The following is a 15,397-nucleotide window of genomic DNA, read 5'->3' as shown; positions in this document are numbered from 1 at the left end:
CCTCAGAAGGGGAACGTCCGGTCCTGGTCGCGTACGGTGACCCACTGGAGCTCGCAGAACTCCTCGGCGGCCAGGCCCAGCCCGAAGCGGCCCCAGCCGCTGTCCTTGACGCCGCCGAACGGCATCTGCGGCTCGTCGTTGACCGGCTGGTCGTTCACGTGCACGATGCCCGCGTCCAGTTGCGCGGCCAGCCGCAGGCCGCGGCCGGCGTCGCCGGTGATGATCGAGGCGGCCAGGCCGAAGTCCGAGCGGTTGGCGCGGGCGACCGCCTCCTCGGCCGAGTCGACCACCTCCAGGACCACCACGGCCCCGAACGTCTCGCCCTGCGCGATCTCCGCCTCGTCGGGCACGTCGGCGAGCACGGTCGCCGGGTAGCACGGCGGCTCGGGCACGCCGCCGGCCAGGACGCGGGCGCCCAGCCCGACGGCCTCCTTGACGCGGCGGTCGAGGAGCGCCAGCGCCCACTCGTTGATCACCGGTCCGACGACGGTGGCCGGGTCGCGCGGGTCGCCGGTCGGCAGCGCCGCCGCCCTGGCCGCGAACCGTTCGGCGAACGCGGCGGCCAGCGGGCGTTCGACGTAGACGCGGCGGGCGCACATGCACACCTGCCCCTGGTGCACGAAGGCGCCGTAGGTGGCGGCGTCGACCGCGTAGCCGAGGTCGGCGTCGCCCGCCACGATGAGCGGGTTCTGGCCGCTGAGCTGGAGCAGCACGCGCTTCAGCCGCCGGCCCGCCTTCTCGGCGAGGCGGCGGCCGGTGGGCGTGGAGCCGGTGAAGTTGATCCGCTTGACCAGGGGGTCGTCGAGCAGCGCGTCGCCCACGCCGCCGGCCTCGCCCGCGGCGTGGGTGACGACGTTGAACGCCCCGGCGGGCAGACCGGCCTCGTGCAGGATCTCGGCCCAGAGCGCGCCCCCCGTGTACGGGGACTCCTCCGACGGCTTGAGCACCACGGTGTTGCCGAGCGCGAGCGGCCCGACGGTCGCCCGGCCGGCCAGCACGACCGAGGCGTTCCACGGCGCGATCGCGGCGACCACGCCCACCGGCCGCCGTACGGCCATCGCCCGCGTGCCCTCGACGTCGGACGGCAGCAGCTCCCCGGCCGGCCGGTAGGCCAGGTGCGCGGCCTGGCGCAGCAGCTTGAGGGCGAAGTCGACCTGTACGCCGCCGAAATGACGCCCGCACCCGGTCTCCAGCGCGAGCGCGCGCAGCACCTCGTCGCGGCGGCTCTCCATGAGGTCGGCCGCGCGCAGGAAGATCCGCTGCCGCTCATGGGGCAGGGCCCTGGCCCAGCCGCCGAACGCCGCGTGGGCGGCGGCCACGGCCCGCCCGGCGTCCTCGCCGTCCCCGGCCGCGACCTCTCCGAGCACCTCCCCGGACCAGGGGGAGCGGTTCGGGTAGGTACGGCCCGAGGCCGCCTCCACCCACGCGCCGCCGATGAAGTGCCCGGTACGTGGCCTGGGCCAGCCGCTTCCGGTCATCGAGCCCCCGATCCGCTTGGTTCGAATAGTTGGAACTGTATGACCGTATCCTGACGGGTGTGAGCGACGATCCCCGCCCGCGCGGCCGCACGAGCGCCGACCCGGCCTTCTCCGTCTCCCTCGAACGCGGCCTGCGCATCCTGTCGGCCTTCAGCGGGGACCGCTCCGTGCTGGGCATCGCCGACCTGGCGCGCGCGGTCGGGCTCAACAAGAGCACCACGCACCGCTATGTCGCCACCCTCACCAAACTGGACTACATCCGGCAGGACCCGGAGACCAAGAAGTACTACCTCGGCCCCCGCGTGGTCGACCTCGGGTTCGCCGCGATCGACTCCATGGAGCTGACGAAGGTCGCGGGGCCGCTGCTCCAGGCGCTGGCCGACGAGACCGGGTTCACCGTGAGCATGGGGCTGTGCGACGGGCCCGACGTCGTCTACGTGGACCGCAGGCGCAGCGGGCGGCGCAGCTCGCTGGCCATGGACCTCAACCTGCACGTGGGGTCCCGGCTGCCGGCGTACTGCACGTCGATGGGCAAGGTGCTGCTGGCGTACAAGGATCCGGCGGCGCTGCGGCAGATCCTCGACCGCACCGACATGGCCAGGCGCGGCCCCAAGACGATCACCAACCGCGAGCAGCTGATCGCCGCGCTGGCCAAGGTGCGCCAGAGCGCCGTCGCGGTCAACGACGAGGAGCTCGCGCCGGGGCTGCGCTCGTTCGCGGCGCCGGTGTGGGACCGCTCGGGCGAGGTGGTCGCGGCGGTCAACATCGCGGTCCACCTGACCATCTCGCCGACCAGCGTGGAGGCGCTGGCCGGGCGGGTGGAGCCGGCGCTGCGGCGCACCGCCGGGGAGATCTCGCGGCGCCTGGGATACCGCCCGGAGGCGTAGGGCGTTCCAAGGAGGCAAATCGCGTTCGAGCCTTCGGAACCTGTTGTTGCTCTGATGCGGGCGGGATCGTACGGTCGGCTCAATTCCCGCCACCGGAGGCCACCCGAGGTCCTTACCGCCCACCAGGTGGCGTTCCCCCCAGAGCAATGGCGGTGTGCTCGGCATGCCGCCGACAAGGAGTTCGCGTGAGCGACACCTCTTCGAGCGGCCCGAACCGCCGCTCCGTGCTGCGGGCGGCCGCCGCCCTCGGTGGTGCGTCCCTGGTGAGCGCCTGCGGCGGGCTGAAGGGCACCGGCGCCTCGTCGTCGGACGTGCTCAAGATCGGCTACGTCAGCCCCCAGACGGGCCCGCTGGCCGGCTTCGCCACCGCCGACACCTTCGTGGTCAAGCGCATCCAGGAGGCGGTGCGCGACGGCTTCACCGCCGGCGGCAGGAAACGCCGGATCGAGATCGTCGTCAAGGACACCCAGTCCAACCCGAACCGGGCCACCGAGGTCACCCGGCAGCTCATCAACAGCGACAAGGTGGACCTCATCGTCGGCTCCTCCACCCCCGACACCACCAACCCGGTCGCCGACCAGTGCGAGGCCAACGGCATCCCCAACGTCACCACGATCGCCCCCTGGGAGGCGTGGTGGAACGGCCGCGGCGGCAAGGACAAGGGCTTCACGTACACGACCCTGTTCTTCTTCGGGATGCGGGAGTTCGCCGACTGCTTCTTCCCGATGTGGCGGCGCATGGACGTGTCCAGCAAGAACGTCGCCGCGCTGTGGCCCAACGACACCGACGCCAACGCCTTCCGCCAGGGCCTCGGCCCGATGATGAAGCAGGCCGGCTACACCCCGGTCGACGGCGGCGCCTACCAGGGCGGCGCGACCGACTTCACCGCGCAGATCGCCACGTTCAAGGAGTCGGAGGCCGAACTCTTCACCTGTACGCCGATCCCGCCCGACTTCCAGACCTTCTGGAAGCAGGCCAGGCAGCAGGGGTTCAGGCCGAAGCTGGCCACCGTCGCCAAGGTCATGCTGTTCCCCTCCGAGGCCGAGGCGCTCGGGCCGCTGGCGGCCGACATCGCGACCGACTTCTGGTGGACGCCCGCGCACCCGTACAAGTCGACGCTCGACGGAGGTTCCGCCAAACAGCTCGCCGACGACTTCGCCGCCGACACGGGCAAGCAGTGGACGCAGGCGCTCGGCTCGGTGTATTCGCTGTTCGAGATCGCGATCCAGGCGTTCAAGGAGGCGGGTGACCCGAAGGACCGCGACGAGGTGGCCTCGAAGCTGCGCGGCATGAAGATCAGCTGCATGAGCGGGAACCTCGACTTCACCACCGGCCCGCACCCCGGCATCGCGATCCAGCACCCCGTCGGCGGGCAGTGGCGCAAGGGCGAGACGTTCCCGTGGGACGTCGTGATCGTCGACAACTCGGGCAACAAGGACGTCCCCATCGGCGGCGACCTGCGGCCCACCAACGCCTGATGACGACGACACCACTGCTGCGTCTCGACGGCCTCACCAAGAGCTTCGGCAAGGTGACCGTCGCCAGGGACCTGACCCTGTCCGTCGGGCCGGGCGAGGCCCTCGGGATCGTCGGGCCGAACGGGGCCGGCAAGTCCAGCCTGTTCGCGATGATCTCGGGCGACCTGCGGCCCGACGGCGGCACGGTCTGGCTGGACGGACGGGAGATCACCCGTGTGCCGCCGCACGTCCGTACGCGGGCCGGCATCGGACGCACCCACCAGGTGCCGCGGCCGTTCGAGCACCTGACCGTGTTCGAGAACGTGCTGGTCTGCGGCCACCAGGGCGCGGCGCTCAAGGGCCGGCGGGCGTGGGGGCATGCCATGGAGGTGCTCGACCGCACCGGCCTGGCGAGCCTGGCCAACATCCCGGCCGGGCGGCTCACGCTGCTGCAGCGCAAGCGCCTGGAGGTGGCCCGCGCCATGGGCACCCGCCCCCGGCTGCTGCTGCTGGACGAGGTCGCCGGCGGGCTGACCGAGCCGGAGGTGCTGGAGCTCGTCGGGGTCGTCCGGCGCCTGCACGCCGACGGCCTCGGCATCGTCTGGATCGAGCACGTCGTGCACGCGCTGGTCAAGACCGTCGGCCGGATGGTGTGCCTGGCGGGCGGCGCCGTGGTCGCCGACGACGCCCCCTTGAGAGTGCTGGCCGACGCGAAGGTACGCGAGCTGTACCTGGGCGTCATGACGGAGGAGGATGCGTCATGACGCCGCCGATCCGCACGACCGGGGAGAACGCGTCATGACGCTGCTGTCGGTGCGCGACCTCACCGTTCACCACGGTCAGTTGCGCGCGGTGGACGGGCTCAGCCTCGACCTGGGCAAAGGCGAGGTGCTGGCCATCATCGGCGCCAACGGCGCCGGCAAGTCCACCCTGCTGCGCGCCCTGGCCGGGCTGAACCCGCCGACCTCGGGCTCCGTGCACTTCGGCGGCCGCGACATCACCCGGCTGCCCGCGTACAAGCGGGTGGGCGCGGGGATCGCCCTGGTGCCGGAGGGCCGCAGGCTGTTCCGCTCCCTCACCGTCGAGGAGAACCTGCTGGCCGGCGCCTACCGCCGGCGGCCCGGCGCCTGGACGCTGCCCGCCGTGTACGAGCTGTTCCCCTGGATGGCCGACCGGCGCACGCAGAACGCCGCCCAGTTGTCCGGCGGCGAGCAGCAGTCGGTCGCGATCGGCCGGGCGCTGCTGGCCAACCCCGCCCTGCTGCTCATCGACGAGCTGTCCCTGGGCCTGGCGCCGGTGATCGTCCGCCGCATCTACGAGGTGCTCCCCGGCATCGTCGGCACCGGCACCACCGCGCTGCTCGTGGAGCAGGACGTCTCCCAGGCCATGCGCGTCGCCGACCGCGTGCACTGCCTGCTCGAAGGCCGCTCCGTGCTCCAGGGCCGGCCCGCGGACCTGACCGCCGAGCAGGTCGAGCACGCGTACTTCGGGATGGGGGACTGACATGGGCTGGCTCAACGCCATCGTCCAGGGGCTGCTGCTCGGCGGCCTCTACGCGCTGTTCGCGACCGGGCTGTCGATCATGTTCGGCGTCATGCGGATCGTGAACCTGGCGCACGGCGACCTCGCGGTGGTCGCCTCGTTCCTGGCGCTGGCCCTGGTCGGCGGGACCGGGCTGCCGCTGTGGATCGTGCTGGTGGTGACCGTGCCGCTGTTCGCCGTGCTCGGCTACCTGACCCAGCGGCTGCTGCTGCAGCGCAGCCTGTCGGCGGGGCCGCTGGCCACGCTGCTGGTCACGTTCGGGCTGTCGATCGTGCTGCAGAACGTGCTGCTGGAGATCTTCTCGGCCGACACCCGCACTCTTGACGGGGGCGCGTTCGCCACCGGCTCGTTCGAGCTGAGCGGCTCGATCTCGGTCGGCTACCTGGCGCTGACGACGTTCCTGCTGGCCGGCGCCGCGCTGATCGGCATCCAGATGTTCCTGTCGCGCACCGGCCTCGGACGGATGCTGCGCGCCTCCGCCGACGACCGCGAGACCGCGAGCCTGATGGGCGCCGACAGCCGGCACGTGTACGGCGTCGCCACCGCGATCGCGTTCGCCACCGTCGCGCTGGCCGGCCTGATGTTCGCGATGCGCTCGTCGTTCGACCCCTCGATCGGGCCCGCCCGGCTGATCTTCGCCTTCGAGGCGGTCGTCATCGGCGGCCTCGGCTCCCTGTGGGGCACGCTGCTCGGCGGCATGGTCCTCGGCGTCACCCAGTCGCTGAGCGCGCAGGCCGACCCCGCGCTGACCCTGCTCGCCGGGCACCTCGTCTTCCTCGCCGTACTGGCCTTCCGGCCGCGCGGCCTGCTCGCGGGGCGGGCCGCATGACGATCTCCGAGACGCTCACCGGCCGCGCGGCGGCGGCGCTGGACGTGAGCCGGGCGGCCCGGTCGTCGAAGGTGGCGGCCGTCGTCATGGTGGCCGCCGCCGGGCTGCTCGCGGCGCTGCCGTTCCTGGTGTTCAGCACGGTCACCGACACGCTGGTCAACCTGTTCGTGCTGATCGCGCTGGCGAGCATGTGGAACCTGCTCGCGGGTTTCGGCGGGCTGGTGTCGGTGGGGCAGCAGGCTTACATCGGGATCGGCGCGTACGCCGTCATCGCGCTGGCCGACCTGGGCGTGCAGCCGTACCTGGCGCTGCCGCTGGCCGCGCTCACCTGCGCGCTGTTCGCGGTGCCGACCTCGTGGCTGGCCTTCCGGCTGCGCGGCGACTACTTCGCGGTCGGGACCTGGGTGATCGCCGAGGTCTACCGGCTTCTGGTGGTCCGGATCGACAGCGTGGGCGGCGGCAGCGGCAAGGGGCTGACCGGGCTGTCGGGCATCGACCAGACGCTGCGGGGTGCGCTGACGTACTGGATCGCGCTCGCGCTGGCGCTGGCCACGATCGGCGGGTGCTACCTGCTGCTGCGCGGGCGGCTCGGGCTGGCGCTCATGGCGGTGCGCGACGAGGAGACCGCGGCCGGCTCCGCCGGGATCGACGTGGGGCGGGCCAAGCGGCTGGTCTACCTGGTCGCGGCGGCCGGGTGCGGCGCGGCGGGCGGGGTGATCACGGTCAGCTCGCTCAGCGTCAACCCGGACTCCATCTTCAGCGTGCAGTGGTCGGCGTACATGATCTTCATCGTGGTGATCGGCGGCATCGGCTTCATCGAAGGGCCGCTGCTCGGAGCGCTGATCTTCTTCGGGCTGCAGCAACTGCTCGCCGACTACGGCTCGTGGTACCTGGTGCTGCTGGGCGCGGTCGGCATCGTGGTCGCGCTGTGGTTGCCGGGCGGGTTATGGGGGATGGTACGCGGCCGGACCGGGCTGAGCCTGTTCCCCGTCGGCTACCACGTACGTATGAGGTGAGGAACACGAACGGAAGGACGGTCGCCATGGGACTGCTCGACGGCGTCGAATGGCAGGGAAAGATCTTCAAGAACGGCGAGTGGACCGCCGGAAAGGGCGGCGACTACGCGGTCGTCGAGCCCGCCACCGGCAAGGAGCTCGGCCGGATGGGGCGGGCGACCCCCGAGGACGTCGCCGAGGCCGGCGCGGCCGCCGCCCGCGCCCAGAAGGAGTGGGCGGCGCTGCCGCACACCGCTCGCGCCGCTGTCCTGCGCAAGGCCGGTGACCTGTGGCAACAGCACGCCGAGGAGATCAGCGGCTGGAACGTGCGCGAGGTCGGCGCGGTCCCCGGGATGGCCGGGTTCGCCCTGCACGTGGCCTCCGAGGAGTGCTACGAGGCGGCCGGCCTGCCGGCGCGCGCCATCGGCGAGGTCCTGCCGTCGGAGCAGCCCCGGCTGTCCATGGCGCGGCGGCTGCCGGCCGGCGTGGTCGCGGTCATCTCGCCGTTCAACGTGCCGATCATCCTCGGCATCCGCTCGGTGGCGCCGGCGCTCGCGCTCGGCAACGCGGTCATCCTCAAGCCCGACCCGCGCACCGCCGTCACCGGTGGCACGCTCATGGTCCGCGTGTTCGAGGAGGCCGGCCTGCCGCCCGGCGTCCTGCAACTGCTGCCGGGCGGCCCCGACGTGGGCGAGGCCCTGATCACCGACCCGGCGGTGCGGGTCATCTCGTTCACCGGCTCGACGGCCGTCGGCCGGCGCATCGGCGAGCTGGCCGGCCGCCACCTCAAGCGCGCCCATCTGGAGCTCGGCGGCAACTCCGCGCTGCTCGTCCTGGACGACGCCGACGTGGACGCCGCGGTGAACCTGGCCGCCTGGGGCTCGTTCTTCCACCAGGGCCAGATCTGCATGACGACCGGCCGCCACCTGGTCGCCGGCCACCTGTACGACGCCTTCGTCGAAGGACTGGCCGCCAAGGCCGCCGCCCTGCCCGTCGGCGACCCGGCCGGCGGCGAGGTGGCGCTCGGCCCCGTCATCGACGCCGGACAGCGCGACAAGATCCACGGCTTGGTCACCGCGAGCGTCGGCCAGGGCGCCAGGCTGGCGGCCGGTGGCACCTACGACCAGCTCTTCTACCGGCCCACGGTGCTGGCCGACGTGCCCCTGACCGCGCCGGCGTTCGCCGACGAGGTCTTCGGCCCCGTCGCGCCGGTCACTCCCGTCGCCTCCGTGGAGGAGGCCGCGCGGCTGGCGTCCGCCGGTGAGTACGGCCTGTCGCTGGGCATCGTGACCCGCGACGTGATGCGCGGCCTGGCCGTGGCCGAGCAGATCCCCACCGGCATCGTGCACATCAACGATCAGACGGTGAACGACGAGGCCAACGCCCCCTTCGGCGGTGTCGGCGCCTCCGGCACCGGCTCCCGGTTCGGCGGCGCCGCGGCCAACGTCGAGGCGTTCACCGAGACCCGCTGGATCACGATGCGAGGGGAGCCGCCGCGGTATCCGTTCTGACAACCTCCGTAAAGACCCTTTCGCGGCGCGCCGAAATGGTTTACAACGTGGGAAAGAGAATCGGAGGTACCCTCTATGCGGCACTTAGGCCGTATCGCCCTGCTTCTGAGCACCGTCGCGGCCTGGTTGCCGACCGGTGGCCCGGCCGCGGCCGCCGTGGCCCCTGCCGCCGTGATCAGCTCCAACTTCCCCGACCCCGACATCCTCCAGGTCGGCTCCACGTTCTACGCCTACTCCACCAGCGGCTCGGCGGGCCGCATCCCGGTGGCCAGCGCGCCGTCGGCCACCGGGCCGTGGACCAGGCGCGGGGACGCGCTGCCGAACAAGCCGTCATGGGCGGGCACCGGCGGATTCTGGGCGCCCGACGTCTCGCGCCGCCCCGACGGCCGCTACCTCATGTACTTCACCGGCCCCAGCACCGCCGCCGGGCGCATGTGCCTCGGCGCGGCGGTCGCGGACGACCCGCTCGGCCCGTTCCAGCCCCTGGGCAGCGCGCCGCTGGTCTGCAACGCGAGCGAGGGCGGCGACATCGACCCGTCGAGTTTCGTGGACGCCGACGGCAAGCGCTACCTGCTCTACAAGAACGACGGCAACGCCGTCGGCAAGCCCTCCATCCTGTGGCTGCAGCAGGTCGCGGCGGACGGCGTCACCTTCGTCGGCGGCCGGACCGAGCTGATCCGCAACGACCGGCCGGAGGAGGCCGGGGTGATCGAGGCGCCGGTGCTGGTCAAACGGGCCTCCCAGTACGTGCTCTTCTACTCGGGCGGCTCCTACACCGGCAACAGCTACTTCACCGGGTACGCCGTGTCGCCGTCGCTCAAGGGCCCCTACACCAAGGCGTACCGGCCGCTGATGACGACGGCCACGTTCGACGGCGCCGTCCAGGGTCCCGGCGGCACCGACGTGCTCGGGAACCGCGCGTTCTTCCACGGCTGGGTGAACAACGCGCGCTGGATGTACACCGCCGAGCTGGGCTGGGCCAACGACTACCCGGTCATCCGCGGCAGCCGGGTCCGCTACGAGGCCGAGCGGGGCGCGATCAACCACGCCGAGGTCCGCAACGCGTCGGGCGCGTCCCAGGGCGCGGTCGTCGCCAAGCTCGACTACGCCGACAGCTGGGTCGACGTCACGGTGTACGCGCCGGTCGCCGGGGCCTACACCGCCCACGTGACGTACGCGGCGGGGTACGGCGACGCGCAGCACCGGCTGACCGTGAACGGCGGCGCGCAGATCGTGGTCGACTACCCCGACCGCGGCTGGGAGAACTGGACGCAGGTGCCGGCCGGAATCACGCTGAACGCGGGCTGGAACGTGCTGCGCTTCCAGCACCAGACCCGCTGGGCGGAGCTGGACCACATCGAGATCGCCTGATCGCTCCGGAGGGACGGCCGGCGATCACGGGCCTGAGGACCCGGGTGCGCCGGCCGCCCGACTTCAGGCCCGGATCACCCGGCCGCCCGTCGCCCGCAGCTCGTCCACCGCGAGTTGCACGACGGGCGACGACGCCGACGGCAGCACCCGGACGAAGTCAGCCACCGGGATCTCGGCCGGCTCCGGCCGCAGATCCTGCCACAACGTCACGAAAGGACCGGCCTCCGCGGCCTCGACACCGGCCAGGGAACCGGCGGGCGCAGCCGTCGATCAGCGTCCGCCGCGGCACCCGGCCCGACCCGGCCAGCGTGACCAGCTCCCCGATCAGGCTCTGACCGTCGGACCAGAGATGGTTCCAGGCCAGCGCTTCGGCGACGCCCTGCGCCTGGAACAGGTGCGGCAGCAGGTGATCGAGCAGCGGGTCGTCGGTGAGGACGGCGGCTCCCCGGCTCAGCCGCTGCCGCTCGGCCAGCCGCCCACACCCAGCCGGCCACGAACGCGTCGTTGCCGGGCGGCTCGATGCCCGTCTCGATCGCCAGCCCCGCCGCCAGGTCCCAGCCCTGCAGTTGCTCGCCCCACCGCCACGGCGAGCCGGTGACCGGCCGCAGCCGCCGCACCAGGCGTACGGCCAGGTCACGGCGCCACTCCTCGGGCCGGTCGCGGATCAGGGACAGCACGCGTACGGCGTCGGCCTCGGCCGCGGGCACCCGGCGCAGCTCCCGCCGGTCGAGCCAGCTCGCCACCTGCTCCGCGCCGCCCAGGCAGGCGGCGCCCGCCAGCCGGTAGCCGGGGGCCAGCTCCTGGACCCGCCACCGGGCCTCGACCCCGCCGCGGAGCCGTCCGGCGAGATGCGCGGGCAGGTGCCGGGCCACCTCACGCCGGCCGGCGTCGCCGAGGCCGTTCAGGAGTTCCGCGAGATCGTTCAGGGCGGCGGCCTCGACGCGGTGGAGCACGTCCTGCAGCGGGGTCCTGCCGCCCGGGGCTAATGGGGGGTGTGGGGCGCGCTCGCGCTGGCCTTGATCATGGCCGCACCCTAGTGACCGGGGCCGACACTTCCGGCGAAGTAGGCCGCGACGACCCGCGTGTGCAGGGAGAACGCCAGCTCGGCGGGCCGGTCGATGAGCAGCCACTCCGACGTCTCCGCCGTGGCCCGCACCGGCGGGAGGCCGGCCGCGTCCAGCCGCGGGCCCAGGGCGAAGATCAGCACCGTCCCGTCGGGGGCGCTGATCACGTCGAGGAGCCGTACGGCCTCCGCGTCGACGACCACCCCCGTCTCCTCCCGCAGCTCCCGTACGGCGGCGCGCTGCCAGGACTCGCCCAGATCGACGTAGCCGCCGGGCAGGGCCAGGGCGCCGCGGTGCGGCTCGACGTCGCGGCGTACCACCAGGACGCCGTCGTCCACCGGCAGCACCATCACCGCGACCGGCAGCGGGTTGAGGTAGCTGGTGTTGCCGCAGGCGGCGCAGGCGCGCGGCCAGGGCAGGCCCGCCGGGAAGGCCGTGCCGCAGAAGGAGCAGTGCGCGTTCTTGGTCGTCACGGTGGTGATCCTAAGGGCCGGGCGCGGTCGATCCAGTCGAGCAGGAGCCGCGCGAGCTCGTCCACGCCTTCGGGCCGGACGGTCCCGTGGGCGGCGAAGTACGCGACCACCGGATCCCCGGCGTCGCAGCGGGCGCACAGGACGACCTCGCGCGCGCCCCCGGCCTGGTTCGCCCAGGTGGCGGGCAGGCGCAGGACGGCCAGGACGCTGTCGGTGCGGCAGCGGGGGCAGCCGCCGTCGCCGGTCACGCGCCCCCGATCGCGCCCGCGCCGAGCAGGGCCTTGACGTCGCCGTAGAACGCCGGCTCCGGAGTGACCTGGAACGGCGGCAGGTCCAGCAGCACGCCGGCGGCGCCGTTCCTGAGCAGGCGCACGTGCACGGGCGCCCGCCCGGGATGGGTGGTCAGGATGTGCCGGAACTCCCGCACCAGGCGCGCGCTGAGCTGGGTCTCGTGGATCGAGATCACCACGGGCGGCTCGGTGCCCGCCTGGGCGACGTTGAGCGGGGTCAGCTCCTCGCCATAGACGCTCACCGTCTCGTCGCGTACGTTGATCCGGCCGCGTACGGAGATCACCTGGTCCTGGGCGAGGGCCTCGCCGTACAGCGAGTACGTCTTGGGGAAGATCAGGCACTCCACGGCCCCGTCGTGGTCTTCGAGGGTGACGATCGCCCACGGGTTGCCCTGCTTGGTGACCTTACGCTGCACGCCCGAGACGATGCCGCTGATCCGGGTGACCCCGTCCTGCCGCCCGGAGGTCAGCAGGTCGGCGATGGTGGTGTCGCGGTGGGCGTTCAGCACGTGTTCGGCGCCGTCGAGCGGGTGGCTGGAGACGTACAGGCCGAGCATTTCGCGCTCGAACGCGAGCAGCGTCGCCTGGTCCCACTCGCCCTCGGGGATCGCGACCGAGAACGCGCCGCTCCTGCTCGGCTCCCCGAACAGCGAGTCCTGGCCGTGGGCCGCGTTGCGCTTGAGGTCGATGACCCCGTCGACGGCCTGCTCGTGCACCGCGACCAGGGCCTTACGGTGGTGCCCCAGGCTGTCGAAGGCGCCCGACTTGGCCAGCGACTCGATCACCCGCTTGTTGCAGACGACGGAGGGGACCTTGGCGAGGAAGTCGTTGAAGTCGGTGTACGGGCCCCGCGCCTCCCGGGTGGTGGCGATGGCGTCCACGACGTTGGCCCCGACGTTGCGCACGGCGCCGAGGCCGAAGCGGATGTCGGTGCCGACGGCGGCGAAGTTCAGCAGGCTCGCGTTGACGTCGGGAGGCAGCACCTTGATGCCCAGCCGCCGGCAGTCGGCCAGGTAGACGGCCATCTTGTCCTTGTCGTCGCCGACGGAGGTGAGCAGCGCGGCCAGATATTCGCATGGATGGTTGGCCTTGAGATACGCGGTCCAGTACGAGACCAGGCCGTATCCGGCGGTGTGCGACTTGTTGAAGCCATAGCCGCTGAAGGGGACCAGAACATCCCAGACCGCCTTGATCGCCTCGCCGGAGAAGCCGCGCTCGCGCATGCCCGCCGAGAACCGGTCCCATTCGGCGTCCAGGACCTCCTTCTTCTTCTTGCCCATGGCCCGGCGCAGCATGTCGGCGGCGCCCAGGGAGTAGCCGGCGAGCCGCTGGGCGATGGCCATGACCTGCTCCTGGAAGACGACCAGGTGATAGGTGTCGCCCAGGATGGGTTCGAGCGCGTCCGCCAGCTCGGGGTGGATCGGCTCGACCGGCTGCTTACCGGTTTTGCGCAGCGCGTAGTTGGTGTGGGCGTTCATCTCCATCGGGCCGGGCCGGTAGAGCGCGTTCACGGCCGCGATGTCGGTGAACGTGGTCGGCTGCATCAGCCTCAGCAGGACCCGCATGCCGCCGCTGTCGAGCTGGAAGACGCCGAGCGTGTCGCCGCGCGCCAGCAGCTCGTACGTCGTCGCGTCGTCCAGCGGCACCTCGCGGATGTCGATGTCGAGGCCCTTGTTGGCGCGCACGCCCGCGACCGCGTCGCCGATCACGGTGAGGTTGCGCAGGCCCAGGAAGTCCATCTTCAGCAGGCCCATCTCCTCGGCCTGCGTGAAGGGGAAACCGGTGACGATCGGCCCGTCGGCCTTCGGCCTGGCCAGCGGGATCACGTCGGTCAGCGGCTCGCTGGACAGGATCACCCCGGCGGCGTGGACGCCGGTGCCGCGGGTCAGGCCCTCGATCCCGGCCGCCGTGTCGACGACCCGTTTCACGTCGGGGTCCTGCTCGTACAGTTGGCGCAGCTCGGCGGCCTCGCCGTGGCGCGGGTGGCCGGCGTCGTGGATGGCGGCCAGGGGGATCTCCTTGCCGCCGACCGCCGCCGGGAACGCCTTGGTGATGCGGTCGCCCAGGGCGTACGGGAGGCCGAGGACGCGGCAGGAGTCCTTGATGGCGGCCTTGGCCTTGATGGTGCCGAACGTGACGATCTGGCAGACCCGGTCCTCGCCGTATTTCCGGGTGACGTAGTCGATCATCTCGTCGCGGCGCCGGTCGTCGAAGTCGAGGTCGACGTCCGGCATCGAGATCCGCTCGGGGTTGAGGAAGCGTTCGAAGATCAGCTTGTGCTCGATCGGGTCGAGCTGGGTGATCCCCGTGCAGTACGCGACGATCGACCCGGTGGCCGAGCCGCGCCCCGGGCCCAGGCCGATGCCGTGCTCCCGCGCGTACCGGCAGATGTCGGCCACCACCAGGAAATAGCCGGGAAAGCCCATCATGTCGATGACCGACAGCTCGTAGTCGATGCGGTCGAGCACTTCCTGCGGCGGGCGCGCGCCGTAGCGGTCGCGCGCGCCTTCCAGCGTCTCCGCGCGCAGCCAGCTCGACTCGCTCTCACCCTCCGGTACGGGGAAGCGCGGCGTCAGGTCCCGGTGGGCGAACACCTCGTCGTAGTCGCCGACCCGTTCGGCGATCAGCAGCGTGTTGTCGCAGGCGCCCGGCACCTCTCCGTCCCAGAGCGCGCGCATCTCCCCGGCGGACTTGACGTAGTAGCCGCTGCCGCTGAACCGGAACCGTTCGGCGTCGGCCAGCCGCTTGCCGGTGCCCACGCAGAGCAGCACGTCGTGCGCCCTGGCCTGGTCCTCGGTGACGTAGTGCGAGTCGTTGGTGGCCAGCGGCGGCAGCCCGAGGTCCCTGCCCAGCCTGAGCAGGTCCTCGCGGACCCGTCGCTCGATGGCCAGGCCGTGGTCCATCAGCTCCAGGAAGTAGTTGCCCGGGCCGAAGAGGTCGCGGTAGCGGGCGGCGGCCTCGACGGCGCGGTCGTACTGGCCGAGCCGCAGCCGGGTCTGCACCTCGCCGGACGGGCAGCCGGTGGTGGCGATGATGCCCTGGCCGTGCTCGGCCAGCAGTTCATCATCCATGCGCGGATATTTCTGGACATGTCCTTCGAGCCACGCCCGCGACTGCAACCGGAACAGATTCCGCAGACCCCGGGCGTCGGCCGCCCACATCGTCATGTGCGTGTACAGGCCGCGCCCCGACACGTCGCCGCCCTCGCCGGTGTCGTCGTTCGACTTACGCAGGGCGAGGTTGTCGCTGTAGAACACCGGCTGCCGGTGCCGCCGCGAGGCCGGGGCGACGTAGCTCTCGATGCCGATGATCGGCTTGACCCCCGCCTTGCGGGCCGCGTGGTGGAACTCGTACGCCCCGTGCACGTTGCCGTGGTCGCTCATCGCCACGGCCGGCATCCCCTGCCGGGACACCTCCTTCATCAGCAGGCCGACCTTGGCCGCGCCGTCGAGCATGCTGTACTCGGTGTGCACGTGCAGATGCACGAAGGACGCCACGAA

At 72.1% G+C, this 15,397-nt stretch carries 14 protein-coding genes; 8 read left to right on the top strand and 6 right to left on the bottom strand.

The genetic code is table 11. From position 1 onward, the window contains the following. Positions 1 to 2: 2 nt before the first annotated feature. Positions 3 to 1,478: an aldehyde dehydrogenase family protein gene (locus C4V41_RS45715; protein WP_103962309.1), complete on the bottom strand. Its 1,476-nt coding sequence runs from the start codon at positions 1,476 to 1,478 to the stop codon at positions 3 to 5. Positions 1,479 to 1,537: 59 nt separating this feature from the next. Here C4V41_RS45715 and C4V41_RS45710 point away from each other — a divergent pair, with 59 nt between their 5' ends. From C4V41_RS45710 to C4V41_RS45675, 8 genes are all read left to right on the top strand, one after another. Further along, positions 1,538 to 2,365 carry an IclR family transcriptional regulator gene (locus C4V41_RS45710; RefSeq protein ID WP_235030790.1) on the top strand — a complete coding sequence of 276 codons (828 nt, stop codon included), beginning with the start codon at positions 1,538 to 1,540 and terminating at the stop codon, positions 2,363 to 2,365. A 185-nt stretch (positions 2,366 to 2,550) separates the two neighbouring features. Continuing rightward, the gene (locus C4V41_RS45705; protein WP_160150620.1) at positions 2,551 to 3,843 is read left to right on the top strand and encodes an ABC transporter substrate-binding protein; all 1,293 of its coding nucleotides are present in this window, start codon (positions 2,551 to 2,553) and stop codon (positions 3,841 to 3,843) included. After that, complete coding sequence (locus C4V41_RS45700) at positions 3,843 to 4,586, top strand: ABC transporter ATP-binding protein (protein WP_103962307.1); 744 nt, start codon at positions 3,843 to 3,845, stop codon at positions 4,584 to 4,586. The genes C4V41_RS45705 and C4V41_RS45700 overlap by 1 nt, the downstream gene beginning before the upstream one ends. Next, positions 4,576 to 5,325, top strand: a complete 750-nt coding sequence (locus C4V41_RS45695) for an ABC transporter ATP-binding protein (RefSeq protein ID WP_235030789.1) — start codon at positions 4,576 to 4,578, stop codon at positions 5,323 to 5,325. The genes C4V41_RS45700 and C4V41_RS45695 overlap by 11 nt, the downstream gene beginning before the upstream one ends. Before the next feature lies 1 nt (position 5,326). Further along, positions 5,327 to 6,193, top strand: coding sequence for a branched-chain amino acid ABC transporter permease (locus C4V41_RS45690; protein WP_103962306.1), 867 nt, complete (start codon positions 5,327 to 5,329; stop codon positions 6,191 to 6,193). After that, complete coding sequence (locus C4V41_RS45685; protein WP_103962305.1) at positions 6,190 to 7,209, top strand: branched-chain amino acid ABC transporter permease; 1,020 nt, start codon at positions 6,190 to 6,192, stop codon at positions 7,207 to 7,209. The genes C4V41_RS45690 and C4V41_RS45685 overlap by 4 nt, the downstream gene beginning before the upstream one ends. 26 nt (positions 7,210 to 7,235) lie before the next feature. Further along, positions 7,236 to 8,699, top strand: coding sequence for a benzaldehyde dehydrogenase (locus C4V41_RS45680; protein WP_103962304.1), 1,464 nt, complete (start codon positions 7,236 to 7,238; stop codon positions 8,697 to 8,699). 75 nt (positions 8,700 to 8,774) lie between these two features. Beyond that, positions 8,775 to 10,070 carry a family 43 glycosylhydrolase gene (locus C4V41_RS45675; protein WP_103962303.1) on the top strand — a complete coding sequence of 432 codons (1,296 nt, stop codon included), beginning with the start codon at positions 8,775 to 8,777 and terminating at the stop codon, positions 10,068 to 10,070. Between the two features lie 63 nt (positions 10,071 to 10,133). Here the strand turns inward: C4V41_RS45675 and C4V41_RS62365 are convergent, their stop codons facing one another. The 5 genes from C4V41_RS62365 to dnaE form a co-directional block, all read right to left on the bottom strand. Continuing rightward, positions 10,134 to 10,280 carry a hypothetical protein gene (locus tag C4V41_RS62365; protein WP_160150619.1) on the bottom strand — a complete coding sequence of 49 codons (147 nt, stop codon included), beginning with the start codon at positions 10,278 to 10,280 and terminating at the stop codon, positions 10,134 to 10,136. Further along, the gene (locus tag C4V41_RS61170; protein WP_146104037.1) at positions 10,277 to 11,023 is read right to left on the bottom strand and encodes a hypothetical protein; all 747 of its coding nucleotides are present in this window, start codon (positions 11,021 to 11,023) and stop codon (positions 10,277 to 10,279) included. Before C4V41_RS61170 ends, C4V41_RS62365 begins: the two co-directional genes overlap by 4 nt. A gap of 80 nt (positions 11,024 to 11,103) precedes the next feature. Next, complete coding sequence (locus tag C4V41_RS45665; protein WP_103962301.1) at positions 11,104 to 11,607, bottom strand: NUDIX domain-containing protein; 504 nt, start codon at positions 11,605 to 11,607, stop codon at positions 11,104 to 11,106. After that, complete coding sequence (locus C4V41_RS45660) at positions 11,604 to 11,855, bottom strand: DUF6300 family protein (RefSeq protein ID WP_103962300.1); 252 nt, start codon at positions 11,853 to 11,855, stop codon at positions 11,604 to 11,606. Before C4V41_RS45660 ends, C4V41_RS45665 begins: the two co-directional genes overlap by 4 nt. Then, positions 11,852 to 15,394: a DNA polymerase III subunit alpha gene (gene dnaE, locus C4V41_RS45655; protein ID WP_268808822.1), complete on the bottom strand. Its 3,543-nt coding sequence runs from the start codon at positions 15,392 to 15,394 to the stop codon at positions 11,852 to 11,854. The genes C4V41_RS45660 and dnaE overlap by 4 nt, the downstream gene beginning before the upstream one ends. Positions 15,395 to 15,397 lie beyond the last annotated feature (3 nt).

It is taken from the genome of Nonomuraea solani, assembly GCF_900108335.1.
GTDB lineage: Bacteria > Actinomycetota > Actinomycetes > Streptosporangiales > Streptosporangiaceae > Nonomuraea > Nonomuraea solani.
This window is presented reverse-complemented; position numbering and strand designations above follow the sequence as displayed.